Raw genomic sequence first — 13,269 nt, forward strand, 5'->3', positions numbered from 1 at the left:
CAGGATAATGGCTATCAAGAGCAGTTTGAAGCAGGGCTTTCGTATACGGAAGTCGCGGGGTTTTGTGGGGTTTGTATGGATTATGGGGATGTTGGCAATGGCGCCGGTCCTGGCGCAGAATAATGGGAAATTGAAGGTTACAGGCAAGATTGTCGACGGCGCAAGCAATGCGCCGCTGGGTTATGCGAGCATCCGGCTTTTCAAATCGGCCGATAGTTCGTTCGTCTCAGGTGCCATCACGGACGAGACGGGCGGGTTCGTTGTGGACATCTCCGCAGGTACCTATTATGCATTGTCGGAGTTCATCGGTTATAAGCCCCAGTACACTACTAATATAAAAGTGAGTGCGGCTAATTCGCCGCTGAATCTGGGCACGATCAAAGTGGCGGCTTCGGCCAGGACGCTCGACGAAGTGACCGTGCAGGCTGAGAAGAGTTCGATGGAGCTGACGCTCGATAAGAAGATATTTAATGTAGGTAAAGACCTGGCGAATGCAGGCGGTACCGCGGTGGATATTCTCACAAATGTACCCTCGGTAGCGGTGGATGTGGAAGGCAATGTGAGCTTGCGGGGAAGCGGCAATGTGCGCATTCTGATCGACGGAAAGCCGTCGGGGCTGGTGAGCATTAAAGGCGCGAGCGGGCTGGCGCAGTTGCAGGGCAGCATGATTGAGCGGGTGGAGATTATCACCAATCCATCGGCAAGGTATGAGGCCGAGGGGATGGGTGGTGTAATCAATATTGTGCTGAAAAAAGAGCGGAAGGAGGGGATTAACGGCTCATTCGACATTATTACCGGGCATCCCACCAACTTCGGCGGTGCCGCGAACGTGAACTATCGGAAGAAAAACCTCAATTTCTTCATCAACTACACCATGTCGTACCGGAATACGCCGGGCAAGAACTTTGTGTACCAGGAGCTTTACCGCAACGATTCCACATTCATTATGGAGCGCGATATGAAGAGCAACCTGAAAGGGATGGCCAATAGCGCCCGCGGTGGTCTGGATTATTTTTTCAATACCAAAAACGTCCTCACGGCCGCGTACACGTGGCGTACGAGCAAAGGCAAGCGTTTCTCCACACTCAATTACCGCGATTACCTGGGCAGCCTGAACAATCCGACGGGCATCACGCGCCGCACACAGGATGAAACCGAAACGGAACCGAACTCGGAGTATGCATTGACCTACAAAAAGACATTCAACCGGAAGGGACAGGAGTTTACCGCCGATGTGCGCTACCTCGATAACTGGGAGGATTCCGACCAGTACTACCACGAAAATGTATACAAGCCGGATGGCAGCGCGTCGGGTATTCCGCCGTTGTTGCAGCGCGCTGTGAACTATGAAACGGAGAAACAACTGCTATTCCAGGTGGATTATGTGCATCCTTTCGGGAAAGATGGCAAGATCGAGGCAGGGGGACGGAGCAGCTCGCGGGATATGACCAACGATTACACCGTAACCCAGCAAACCAGCGACGGCGGCTGGACGGAATTGCCCGGCCTGACCAACGACTTTTTGTACGAAGAGAATATCAATGCATTGTACGGAATGATCGGTAACAAAACCGGCAAGTTTTCCTACCAGGGCGGTGTGCGTGCCGAATGGACGGGCGTTACCACTACCTTGCGGACGACCAACGAGGTGAACGACCGCAAGTATGCCAATCTCTTCCCGAGCGTGCACATTACGTACGATTTTGCCAAACAGAATGCATTTCAGCTCAGTTACAGCCGCCGCGTGCGCAGGCCGCAATACAACGACCTGACCCCGTTCGCAACTTACAGCGATAACCGCAATTATTGGAGCGGTAACCCCGATTTGAACCCTGAGTTTACCAATGCATTCGAACTCGGACACATCAAATACCTGAACAAAGGTTCATTGACGTCTTCCATTTACTATCGCCACACGAACGGCAAGATCATCAGTATCCGTACGGTAAATGATGACGGCAGTTCGTACACGCGCCCTGAAAACCTCGGGACAGAAGATGCTTACGGGGCTGAATTTACCGGGTCGTTTAACCCTTATCCGTGGTGGAAGCTCGACGGAAGCGCCAATTTCTTCCGTGCGATCACCGACGGAACCGGTGTAGACGAGGAGTTTCAAAGCGATACTTACAGCTGGTTTGTGCGCGCAATGTCCCGGTTTACACTTTGGAAAAACACCGATGTGCAGCTGCGAGGCAACTACGAAGCGCCGCAGCAAACCCCGCAGGGCCGTAGAAAAGCATTGGCCACACTCGACCTGGCCGCTACCCGGGATATTCTGAAAGGAAATGGCACGCTGACGCTTACCGTGGTGGACGTTTTCAATTCCCGGAAATTCAGGTCCATTACCGAAGGGCCGAATTTCTACGCGCGCAACAGTTCTCAGGGTCGTTTGAGGCAGATTAACCTTACTTTGAACTACCGTTTGCACCAGGCAAAGAAGAAGCCGAAGGAGAGTTTGGAAGGTGAATTTTAATACAATTAAATTTAGTTTACGGTTTTTATTGCCTACCTTAGATATTCTTACCAAGGGTGATTATTGCTACTGTACCTCGATTAGGTTGAATGTATTGAGCAACGTTTATGTTATTTCATGAATACTTAAATTCGGGTTATGAGCACAAAACCAAATAAATCTATTTTCCTGGCCGACGACGATGAGGATGATTGCCTGCTGTTTGAGGACGCGCTCCGGGAAGTGAGCACTTCCGCAGAACTGGTGACGGCAAGTGACGGGGTCGAGCTGATTGACCTGATAGAGAAAACGGTACCGCCGCCGCCGGATGTTATTTTTCTGGATTTGAATATGCCCCGGAAGAATGGCTTTGAATGCCTGGACCTGATCCGCAAAACCAAAGCCTGGGAAGATATACCGGTAGTGATTTTTTCAACCACCGGGCAGGAAGAAATGGTACGGAAAGTGCACGAAAAAGGAGCTAATTTCTTTATCCGAAAACCAGGGTCGTTTCCCAAACTGAAACAGGCCATCAAGCAAATTCTGGACATCGACTGGACCAAGCATAGCTGGACACCGGCGCCGGAAAACTTTTACTACCAATATTGACTTCTCTCGACTTGTCCGCTTATTTTTGAAAGTATCTTCTTCTTGAAAACAGGTGGATAAGTCGAACAAACAATACCAGCATACTTCCGAAGTCAGCCCCAATTATACCGTGCCGGTTAATCAGCCCTCAGAAGGTATGGCGCCCGACACAGCGGCGCCCGACGCTTCTGCGCCCGACGGCGAATCCAAATTTCGTGATACTGTAAAACAGGCACCGGTAGGAATGACGATCCTGCGCGGGGCGGATTTTGCAGTGGAAATGGCCAATGAAGCCTATCTGCGCATTGTCGACCGCACAGAAGAAGAACTTGTCGGAAAATCGCTCTTTACTGGCCTCCCGGAAGTGCGCGCGTATGTAGAGCCTATTTTGCTCAATGTGCTGCATACCGGCATCGCCTACCACGGCAACGAATTCGAAGTGACGCTCCGCCGCTTCGGCCAGCCGCAGCAATGCTATTTCAATTTTGTATATCAACCCCTGTTCGACGACGATGCCGAAAATGCCTCGGGCGTGATGGTGGTTGCGATAGAGGTGACGCAGCAGGTGCTGTCCACCCAGGCTTTGCAGCGGAGCGAGAACCAGTTCCGTAATCTCGTAACCCAGTCACAGTTCGCGAAAGCTATTTTCAAAGGTCCTGAGCTGGTGATCAGTATCGCCAATGAGAGTATGCTCAATATCTGGCGGCGCAGGCTCGATGAGGTGGTGGGAGAGAAGCTCGTGGACGTTTTTCCGGAACTGAAAGGCCAGAAATTTATTGAGCTGCTAAACGAGGTTTACACTACCGCGAAGATTTATCGCGAAAATGAGGCGGTTGCATACGTTGACGGTCCGGGAGGCTTGAAAAAGCATTACCTGGATTTCCAATATGCACCGATATTTGAAATGGACGGCGGCGTTTCTGGCATTATGGCGTCCGTAAACGACGTGACCGACAAGGTTACATTGCGCCAGCAGTTCGCCGAGACAGCCGACCGGCTATCACTCGCTACCGACGGAACACGTCTCGCCACATGGGACCTCAATATCCAAACCCGGGAAATTATCCATTCGGGAAGAATGGCGGTGATTCTCGGGTATGATGAAGATACTGTGCTCTCCCATGCCGAAATGCGCGACCGGCTTCATCCCGAAGACCGCCACGCGATCGTCGAAAAGGCATTTCAGGCCGCACTCGAAACCGGTACTTATTATTATGAGGCCCGCATTATCCACCGCGACCAGTCGGTGCATTGGGTGCGAACGCAGGGAAAAGTGATTTTCGGAGAGGGACGGGAGCCTCAGCGGATGCTCGGGACCATGATGGACATAACCGATCGTAAGGAATCGGAGCTTGCGCTTACAACGAGCGAGGGCAAATTCCGTACGTTGGCCGACTCGCTGCCGCAGTTTGTCTGGACGGCCGATGTTGCGGGTAACCTCAACTACTTCAACCGATCGATGCTGAGCTACACGGGGCATTCGGGTGCGGAAATCGAGCGCGACGGCTGGCTGCAACTCGTACATCCGGATGATCGCGAGGAAAGTTGGCGCCTTTGGATCGAGGCGATCCGCGAAGGTGGCGATTTTGTGTTTGAGCATCGTTTGCAACGCTCGAACGGCGAATACCGTTGGTACCAGTGCCGGGCTATTCCGCAGCGTAGCGCCGATGGGACGATCGAAATGTGGGTCGGGACGAGCCTGGATATTCATGATAACCGGCTGTTTATCGACCAGCTCGAAACAAAGGTGCAGGAGCGGACGCAGCAGTTGCAGGTGGCTAATAGTGAGCTGATACGCACCAATATGGAGCTCGCGCAGTTCGCGTACGTGGCGAGCCACGATTTGCAGGAGCCGCTGCGGAAGATCCAGACCTTCGCGACGCGCATTCTCGAAACCGAAAACGATAATCTTTCAGAGCGCGGGAAGGACTACTTCCATCGCATGCAGGCATCGTCCACACGGATGCAGCAGCTCATTATCGATCTGCTGGCATTTTCCCGCGCCAATGTGGCCGAAAAACACCTCGAAAGCACCGACCTGAACCTGGTGTTACAAAATGTGAAGGACCAGTTGAGCGATATTATCCAGGCGGAGAATGCTGTGATTAAAAGTGACGCCCTGCCTGTGCGCGAGGTGATCGTCTACCAGTTTGAGCAGCTTTTCATGAACCTGATCGCGAATGCACTCAAATTTATCGGCCCGAACGGGGCGCCGGTAGTTGAGATCCGTTCCGGTGAGGTGGCTGGCGCGGCCATTCCGTTGCCGGGCGCGGATGCAACCCGGCATTATCAGTACATTTCGTTCACCGACAATGGGATCGGGTTTGATCCGCAATACAAAGACCGGATTTTCCAGGTATTTCAAAGGCTGCACAACCGCTCGGCTTATGAAGGTACCGGCATTGGTCTGGCGATTTGTAAAAAGATCGTGGAAAACCACAAGGGGCTAATCGACGCCGTCGGAAAGCCGGGTATCGGCTCGACGTTCATCATTTATCTGCCAGTCGAATCCTGATTGTTAGCGGTAGCCAGCTTTTTGCGTCCGGTATAAGTAATGCCAATGCCGATCAGGATCACGATGCCGCCGGTGATCATCTGTTCGGTAATTTTTTCTCCAATAAACATCCAGGCAAAAAGCGCCGTCACCACGGCCTGGCTCAACAGGCTGAGCGAAACGCTTTTGGCATCCATATGCTTCATGGCGGCGTTGATCGTGAGCCAGCCTATAAGTTGACAAACCAGTCCCTGCACGACAAAAACGCCCCAGATTACCGGTTCGAAATGCCATACAGGCTGATTGAAAATGAGGCATATCGCGAACAGGTAAATGCTCGACACCGCCATGCTGACCGTCATAAAACTGACAATGTCGATTTTGTTTAAAACCGTTTTGCTGATAAGTATATAAGAAGCATACAGAACGCCTGACAGCATTGCCAGCGCAAATCCAAGGTCGAGCTTCATGGTTGTGAACGTCTCGATGCCAATCAGAACGACCATTCCAATAAGCGCTACCAGCGTGCCGAGCCAGAATCGGGCGCCGGGTTTGTCGGGCAGGAACAGGAATGTGCCCACGCCCACCCACACGGGCGAGAGGTTTGTGAGCAATGTGGCCTGCGTGGCATTGGAATAATGGATCGAGAGGTTCCAAACGGCAATATCGCTGGCAAAAATGATCCCGCAAAGCACGATCGGAAGCCAGAGTGCGCCGGTAGGTAACGTGAATTTCCTGCGAAACAGCACATAAGGCAATAGAAACAGCAATCCCAGTAACATCCGGTAAAATGCAGATGTAACGCCCGAAACCGGCGCCCATTTCACCAGTACCGGGAAAATGCTGATGCTGAGGATGCCGATAATGAGGTTAATGCGGGGATTGGACATACTGCGAGGGCTAATCTTCGGATTCGATAACTTTTACCCGTCCGATCTCGCCCGATTCGAGGCGTACTTTAATGCCGTGGGTGTGGACGGGCGCCTTCGTGAGAATATCTTTTACAATGCCTTCCGTGAGTTTGCCGCTCCGCTGGTCTTTTTTGAGCACGATGGAGACGGCGAGCCCCGGGGCAATATTCTTTCTTTCGGTTCCTGATAATGCGGTCATTTTAAGCTGCTTTGGCTAGTTTGATTTTTTGAAGAATCTTGATTTCGTCGATCGAAATGGTGCTGATCAATTCGAATAATCCGTTAATGGTTTTCAAATCCGAAAGCATTTTGCGTACCGGCGACTGATCGGCTTTCTCGATGCCGAGCTCTTTGATTTCCTTCTTGCGGTTCGCCAGCAGTTCCACCAGCCGCTGGTTCTGCGGCAGCGATTCCCGCACGATTTCCAGACTGTTACCGGTTTTTCCGTCGATAATGTCGGTGGCCGCCTGCAATTGCCGGTCGATCTGCCGGATCATCATTTCAAATTCCACGGAAAATTCGGAGTACTCCAAAGTCTGCGCATAAGTCGAAAGCGAGGCAATGTAGGAAGTAAGCATATGGCTCGTCGCGACAAACTGGTGGTACTCTTCCATATTCATTTGCTGGCGCTTGGGCTCGGAAAGCATTTTCTGGAAGTTATCGGAAAGGTTAGCCATCGCGATAATCGCATTCTTTCTCAATAATTTCAATTCGTTGATATCCAGTTGTTTTCCTGTGAATTTCGCGGCCACAATATCAAAATACTTGCGGTTCGCGTCCAGCGCTTCTTTCATGTATTGCTTGATCTGCGAATGCTCCCAAACCGGCAAAACGTAGGAAGAAATAATGTAGGCGATTACCGAACCAATCACCGTGTCGATCACGCGATCCTGCAAGACATCCGTCACATGTTGCGGATTCAGGAAATGGAACGACAGGATCACATACAACGTAATGCTGGTAGACGCGACGAAGTAATTGATTTTCAGGAAACTGTACGCCAGTATCATCGACACCATCATGAGAATGAACAGCGGTGTTTTTTCATCAATCAAATACAAAAACAGGAACCCGACGGTCACTCCGAGGATCGTTCCGCCGATCCGGTGCAGATTGCGCTGCTTGGTAATGCTGAATGCCGGTTTCAGGATCACGGCGATGGTGAGCAAAATCCAGTAACCATGCCCTACATCGAAAAATAATGAGGTAATGTAACCCGCCAGCAAGCCGAGCGTTACCCGCACCGCATGCCGGAAATGGCTCGATTTCAACGAAAGGTTATCGAGCAGAATGCGTGGGTGGTAATCCTGCTTGGGCGTGAAATCTTCCGCTTCGACGGTGAGTTTGTAGCTATTGCTCACGTCCGCTTCGTACTTGGTAGCCCTGTGCAGCTTTTTCACGCGCTCGGTCACGTCCTGCAAGCTGTTGAGGATTTGGCGGAGCATGATGAAATCCTCCATATTGTCATGGTTCATCTTATGCTCGCGCATGCGCTCAAATGCGCGCTGGCATTTGTTGAAAGCTTCGTCGAGGTCGTGGCGGGGGTGGGAGGCATAACCGCTTTGCACCGCTAACCCGATCTGCTGAATTTCGGCGGCAAGCCAGGTAATGTAAGTGCCAAAAAGCCGGAGCACTTTCGTGTGGTCGAATGCGCGGTGCAGGTTGGAGTAGTTTTGCTGGGAATTGAGTATCCTTTCGAAAAGATCGATGCTGTCGAGGAACATCAGCATCAGTATCCTGCTTTTCGTGGTCGATTCGGTGACTATTTCGCGTGTTTTGAAAAGAATTTCACGCAGGTTCTCATGGTTTTCGCGCAGGATCACCTGCTGGTGTATCATCCGGTTGAAGAGTTCGTCGTAGTCGGGGTTGGCGAAATAGTAGTCTGCTTTGATGGAAAGCAGTTTACCCAGTTCCAGAAAGTTTTCCCCCAAAAGCTGCTGAATGAGTTTGTAGGGCAACAGTTTCTGTAAAACCATAAACAATATGAAGTACCAGATACCGCCGGCCGTAAATATCGCCGCGGTCCTGAACACCATGTCGCCGCTGAGGTGGTCGTCAATGTTAAATACAAAAACGAGCAGCGAAATCAGCCCGATGCTATTCACGCGGTTGCCATATACGCCGACCAGCGAGAAAAACATTCCGAATATGATAATTTCAAGAAAAATAATAAAATGAAAGTGGCGCAGGTATCCCGTGATGCAGGCGACAAGGAAACAAGTGGCAATCGCGACGAGCAATGCATTCCGCCGGCGGTGGTAGGGGCCGGGGTTGTCGGTCCCGCCGATCAGCAGCGTGCCGAGCGGGAACGCGATCCATTCACCCAAAATGCCATAATGATGAAAAATAACGCTGGGGATGATCGTCCCGAGGGTTAGACGTACACCGGTCGACAGGTAATGGCTGGAAATAAACTTTTTGAACTCGTCGAGGTAATTCATGGAATCTGGTCACGGTGTGCTATTGCAATACTACTATTTTAAATTTCGCAACCCAACAAAAGGCGTACCAAAATTTAATACCTGCACAGAGCCGCTTAGTCGTCCGGCCTGGGCTGTTTTTTGTATATTTGGAAGGGATTAGGAGATGAGAGCAGCAGAAAATTTGGAATGCTCCCTTAATTTACGAACCATCGCTATCCCGATATAGTTCTATTTCCAATACTACTTCCACCAAAAGTTTCCACGTTTTGAGAAAAAGGATTAAACGTAACGCCAGGCTGGTCCGCTACGTCGTCTATAAAGAGACACTGATCGATTTCAAAGACCATTTCTGGACTTTCCTGGGCTCCTTCCTCGGTATAGGCATTATCGGCCTGCTCAACGACAAGCAATTCACCGATTCCGACTCTTTATTCCTGATCGGTTCTTTCGGCGCGTCGTCGGTACTCATTTACGGAATTGTGAACAGCCCGCTCGCACAACCGCGTAATCTCATAGGCGGGCACGTGATATGTGCGCTCGTGGGCGTGACGGTCCATAAGATTATCCCCGATCAGGTTTGGCTTTCATCGGCATTCGCCGTTTCAATATCTATTGTATTAATGCAGGTAACTAAAACGCTGCACCCTCCGGGCGGCGCAACGGCCTTGATCGCGAATATCGGCTCCGAGAAAATCAAGGCGTTGGGTTATATGTATGTGCTCAACCCGGTTTTGACCGGCGTTCTGGTATTGCTTTTTGTGGCGGTGATGGTCAACCGCTTCGCCGCACACCGCAAGTATCCGGCCAACAAGAATTGGTACAAAGTGTGGGAACGAAAGTATTTCACCAGGGTCTGAAAACAAGAATAGCTGCTCTTTCGGGCAGCTATTCTTGTAAGATAAGGAACTTATATTATTCTTCGGAACCAAGTTTGCCGATCGCTTTGTCGATCACATAATGGCCGGTGCCTTCTTCGCCGATCACGTCGAAAAGCTCGATCGCACGGCGTGCATTGTCTTCTTCTTCGATTTGCTCGCTCACAAACCATTGCAGGAAGTTCTCGGTTGCGTAATCTTCTTCTTTGCGTGCAGCAGTAACAATGCGGTTGATCGACTGCGTTACCGCGATTTCGCTTTGCAATGCTGTTTCGAATACACTTTTGAATGTAGGATATTCCTGCTTAACGCCTGAAATTTCAGGAGAAACCGCCGTGCCGCCTACCGTCATCAGGTAGTTGAAGATTTTCAGCATGTGGGTGCGCTCTTCGTCGGATTGGTGGAGGAAATACTTCGCGCTGTGCTTGAAACCGTTGCGGTCGCACCACGAAGCCATGGCAAGATATTTAGCAGAAGCCTCTGCTTCCATCTTCACCTGGTTGTTCAAAAGTATCTCTATTTCCTCTTTGAGGGAAGTACGTGCTCTTAGTAAGTCTTTCATGATTTTGCCTGTTTATTCGTGTCTTAACAAGTGCAAATATCATGCGAAAGTTCATCATTCCAAATCGTTTTAGAAATTTGGAAACGGTCTAATATAGTCTGAATGAGTAATTTAGACTAATTCTTGTTCTGTATAGAGCACTTGGTGGAGCATGGAATTGAGCTCGATCGCGAAGTGTGTACCGTTCACCAACTCGCGCAACTGGATCACTTCGCAGAGCGTCATTTTGTGACCGATATTGAGTTGCGGAGCCTCAACGAACTCATAGTCAGATTCGTCCGACAGATCAAAAATCTTACTGTGGATATCGATGCTGTTGATAAACCGGCGGAAATTCAAAAAATCCAGGATCTTAAAGGGAGCTTTGATCTCGCCAAAGTGAAGGATGATACGGGAAGTTAAATCACACTGTACGCTGTAACCTTTCGCGGTACTGAACAATTCATTCTGGGTATTCACTGACAGCAAGGAATTTGAATCGTGGAAATTGTTACACAAAGATAGATTCAAACTTTTTGTCAAGCAAGTTTATTTGTAAACAATCTAATTAAATGGATTGTACTAGGCAGATTTTAGGTTAGGGTCATTCCAAAAGTGTGTTATCGCTGTGCGGTCGACATTCTTTTCGGCATGCCAGATGTCGTAATTTGTTTGCAGATTGATCCAGAATTGGGAGGAGTTTCCAAATGCTTCTGAGAGTTTAACAGCCATTTCAGCCGAAATACCCATTTGTTCATCTACAATCGCTGACAAACTGCTTTGGCTGACGCCGAGCCCTGTTGCAACTTCTGCGATTGTAAGTCCGCGTTCGGAAATGTATTCTTCCTTTAATATTTCGCCTGGATGTACCGGCGGCAGGTTTCTTTTGATCATAACTTCAATGGTAATCGAGGTAATCTACATCATGAACATCACCATTTTCGAACCGGAAAATGATCCGGAAATTCGGAGAGACCTTAATGGACCAGAAATCACTGAGGTCTCCTGTCAATTTATGAACGCCCGAACCAAGCTGTAAAATATCATCTACACAGGTTAACGCATCCAGCTGGTCGAGCACACGATTGATTTTTTAAGATAGGCAGCAGGCAATTTGGCACCCATACCATCGCGGTAAAATGCCAGCAATGCTTTATGCCGGATAGAAACAATCATAGTGTGTATAAATAACTGTGTGTATAATCTAATCCTCTTGCCGTCGACTTAAGTCGACGGCAGAAGAATAATTTTAATTTGCTGCTTTGGCCCAGTTGTCTCTCAGGGTCGATGTTCTGTTGAAAACCAGCTTTTCGGCTGTGCTGTCCGGGTCTTTGGCGAAATAGCCTTTTCTCAGGAACTGGAATGATTCGCCTTCCTGTGCTTCGAGCAATGCGGGCTCGGCATAGCCGGTGATGACGTGCAATGAGTCCGGGTTCAGATAATCTTTGAAATCACCATCCTCGGACGATGGATCTTCGACCGAGAACAGGCGGTCGTACAGACGCACTTCGATTTCTGCGGCGTGAGCTGCCGAAACCCAGTGCAATGTCCCTTTTACATTAATGCCGGTTGTGTCTTGTCCGCTTTTGCTGTTTTCAATGTAAGTACAGCGTACCTCGGTGATTTCACCGCTTTCGTCTTTAACAAAATCATCACACTGGATAATGTAGGCGCCTTTCAAGCGCACCATTTTACCCGGCGCGAGGCGGAAGTATTTCTTCGAAGGTACTTCCATGAAATCCTCTTTTTCAATGAAAATTTCGCGGGAGAATGGAATTTCGCGGTTCCCGGTCGAAATATCTTCCGGGTTGTTTTCGCTGTGGCACATTTCGGTCACGCCTTCCGGGAAGTTGGTGATCACTACTTTCAGCGGATCGAGTACCACCATTCTGCGCAATGCCTGTTTGTTCAAATCCTCGCGAACGCAGAATTCGAGCAAGCCTACATCTACCATATTCTCACGTTTCGCGACGCCGATGCGGTCGCAGAAATCGCGGATGGCGAATGCGGTGTAGCCTCTGCGGCGCATTCCGCTGATGGTCGGCATGCGCGGATCGTCCCAGCCACTTACATGGCCTTCTTGCACCAGTTGAAGCAGTTTACGCTTGCTGGTGACGGTATAGTTAAGATTGCGGCGCGCAAATTCGTATTGATGCGAGGTATATATGCCCAGCGTTTTGATCAGCCAGTCGTATAGCTCGCGGTGCGGCGCGAATTCCAGCGTACAAATCGAATGCGTAACCGTTTCGATCGCGTCGCTTTGCCCGTGTGCGAAGTCGTACATCGGGTAAATGCACCATTTGTTGCCGGTACGGTGGTGGTGTGCATGCTTAATGCGGTACAAAATCGGGTCGCGCATAAGCATATTGATGTGCGCCATGTCGATTTTGGCACGCAACGTGCGGCTTCCATCTGGGAAGTCGCCGTTTCTCATTTGTTCGAAAAGTGCAAGATTTTCTTCTACGCTGCGGCTGCGGTAAGGACTGTCCTTACCGGGCTCGGTAGGCGTGCCTTTCAGCGTCGCGATTTCCTCGGAAGTAGAGTCGTCGACGTAAGCCAGCCCTTCATTGATCAGCCTGATCGCGTAGCCGTAAAGGGTATCGAAATAGTCGGAAGCGTAGTTCTCATTCTCCCACTCGAAACCCAGCCAGCGGATGTCATTCTTGATATTTTCAACGTATTCGGTGTCTTCGGTCACCGGATTGGTATCGTCAAATCGCAGATTGGTATAACCCGGAAATTTCTTGGTCAGCCCGAAATTCAGGCAAATGCTTGTAGCATGCCCAATGTGCAGATAGCCATTGGGTTCCGGTGGAAAGCGCGTAATAATCTGAGTATATTTTCCTGATTGCAGGTCAGCGTCAATAATCTCTTCGATAAAATTCAGGCTTTTCTCTTCTTTTTTCTCTTCCGTAATCATACTAAAATGAAATTTTCCAATTTTCAAAGTTAACCTTCTTCCTGCAAATTCCGCAATCGGCTCGC

General features: G+C 49.8%; 12 protein-coding genes. 4 read left to right on the forward strand and 8 right to left on the reverse strand.

The genetic code is table 11. The annotated features are described in order from the left end of the window. The first annotated feature begins 7 nt into the window (after positions 1-7). The 3 genes from BLQ88_RS05375 to BLQ88_RS05385 all read left to right on the forward strand — a co-directional run bounded on the left by BLQ88_RS05375 (position 8) and on the right by BLQ88_RS05385 (position 5,555). A complete protein-coding gene (locus tag BLQ88_RS05375; RefSeq protein WP_374754751.1) occupies positions 8-2,473 on the forward strand; it encodes a TonB-dependent receptor in 2,466 nt (821 codons plus the stop codon). A 138-nt stretch (positions 2,474-2,611) separates the two neighbouring features. Then, positions 2,612-3,061, forward strand: coding sequence for a response regulator (locus BLQ88_RS05380; protein WP_090147435.1), 450 nt, complete (start codon positions 2,612-2,614; stop codon positions 3,059-3,061). A gap of 52 nt (positions 3,062-3,113) precedes the next feature. Next, a complete protein-coding gene (locus tag BLQ88_RS05385; RefSeq protein WP_229212590.1) occupies positions 3,114-5,555 on the forward strand; it encodes a PAS domain-containing sensor histidine kinase in 2,442 nt (813 codons plus the stop codon). Here the strand turns inward: BLQ88_RS05385 and BLQ88_RS05390 are convergent. Genes BLQ88_RS05390 through BLQ88_RS05400 form a run of 3 tightly spaced genes read right to left on the reverse strand, consistent with a single transcriptional unit; the run spans position 5,534 to position 8,886 of the window. Next, positions 5,534-6,424: a DMT family transporter gene (locus BLQ88_RS05390; protein WP_090147437.1), complete on the reverse strand. Its 891-nt coding sequence runs from the start codon at positions 6,422-6,424 to the stop codon at positions 5,534-5,536. The two genes, BLQ88_RS05385 and BLQ88_RS05390, sit on opposite strands and share 22 nt — an antisense overlap. A 10-nt stretch (positions 6,425-6,434) precedes the next feature. Beyond that, positions 6,435-6,644, reverse strand: coding sequence for a YwbE family protein (locus BLQ88_RS05395; protein WP_090147438.1), 210 nt, complete (start codon positions 6,642-6,644; stop codon positions 6,435-6,437). Position 6,645: 1 nt separating this feature from the next. Then, positions 6,646-8,886, reverse strand: a complete 2,241-nt coding sequence (locus BLQ88_RS05400) for an FUSC family protein (protein ID WP_090147440.1) — start codon at positions 8,884-8,886, stop codon at positions 6,646-6,648. A gap of 248 nt (positions 8,887-9,134) precedes the next feature. On the opposite strand from BLQ88_RS05400, the gene BLQ88_RS05405 reads away from it, so the two are divergent. Next, complete coding sequence (locus BLQ88_RS05405) at positions 9,135-9,725, forward strand: HPP family protein (protein WP_176884902.1); 591 nt, start codon at positions 9,135-9,137, stop codon at positions 9,723-9,725. Between the two features lie 55 nt (positions 9,726-9,780). On the opposite strand, the gene BLQ88_RS05410 is transcribed toward BLQ88_RS05405, so the two are convergent. The 5 genes from BLQ88_RS05410 to BLQ88_RS05430 form a co-directional block, all read right to left on the reverse strand. Next, positions 9,781-10,305 carry a ferritin gene (locus BLQ88_RS05410; protein ID WP_090147441.1) on the reverse strand — a complete coding sequence of 175 codons (525 nt, stop codon included), beginning with the start codon at positions 10,303-10,305 and terminating at the stop codon, positions 9,781-9,783. 111 nt (positions 10,306-10,416) lie between these two features. Next, complete coding sequence (locus BLQ88_RS05415) at positions 10,417-10,764, reverse strand: hypothetical protein (protein WP_229212591.1); 348 nt, start codon at positions 10,762-10,764, stop codon at positions 10,417-10,419. A 102-nt stretch (positions 10,765-10,866) separates the two neighbouring features. Then, a complete protein-coding gene (locus tag BLQ88_RS05420) occupies positions 10,867-11,178 on the reverse strand; it encodes a HigA family addiction module antitoxin (RefSeq protein ID WP_090147443.1) in 312 nt (103 codons plus the stop codon). A 4-nt stretch (positions 11,179-11,182) separates the two neighbouring features. After that, positions 11,183-11,365: a type II toxin-antitoxin system RelE/ParE family toxin gene (locus BLQ88_RS05425; RefSeq protein ID WP_310590138.1), complete on the reverse strand. Its 183-nt coding sequence runs from the start codon at positions 11,363-11,365 to the stop codon at positions 11,183-11,185. Between the two features lie 168 nt (positions 11,366-11,533). Beyond that, positions 11,534-13,204 (reverse strand): glutamine--tRNA ligase/YqeY domain fusion protein, encoded by a 1,671-nt coding sequence (locus BLQ88_RS05430; RefSeq protein WP_090147754.1) that lies wholly within the window; start codon positions 13,202-13,204, stop codon positions 11,534-11,536. Positions 13,205-13,269 lie beyond the last annotated feature (65 nt).

The organism is Dyadobacter soli, assembly GCF_900101885.1.
In the GTDB taxonomy this organism is placed as follows: Bacteria; Bacteroidota; Bacteroidia; order Cytophagales; family Spirosomataceae; genus Dyadobacter; species Dyadobacter soli.

Coding starts and splice junctions, on each gene's coding strand:
- BLQ88_RS05375 (WP_374754751.1), top strand. CDS start 8: ATGGCTATCAAGAGCAGTTTGAAGCAGGGCTTTCGTATACGGAAGTCG.
- BLQ88_RS05380 (WP_090147435.1), top strand. CDS start 2,612: ATGAGCACAAAACCAAATAAATCTATTTTCCTGGCCGACGACGATGAG.
- BLQ88_RS05390 (WP_090147437.1), bottom strand. CDS start 6,424: ATGTCCAATCCCCGCATTAACCTCATTATCGGCATCCTCAGCATCAGC.
- BLQ88_RS05395 (WP_090147438.1), bottom strand. CDS start 6,644: ATGACCGCATTATCAGGAACCGAAAGAAAGAATATTGCCCCGGGGCTC.
- BLQ88_RS05400 (WP_090147440.1), bottom strand. CDS start 8,886: ATGAATTACCTCGACGAGTTCAAAAAGTTTATTTCCAGCCATTACCTG.
- BLQ88_RS05410 (WP_090147441.1), bottom strand. CDS start 10,305: ATGAAAGACTTACTAAGAGCACGTACTTCCCTCAAAGAGGAAATAGAG.
- BLQ88_RS05420 (WP_090147443.1), bottom strand. CDS start 11,178: ATGATCAAAAGAAACCTGCCGCCGGTACATCCAGGCGAAATATTAAAG.
- BLQ88_RS05430 (WP_090147754.1), bottom strand. CDS start 13,204: ATGATTACGGAAGAGAAAAAAGAAGAGAAAAGCCTGAATTTTATCGAA.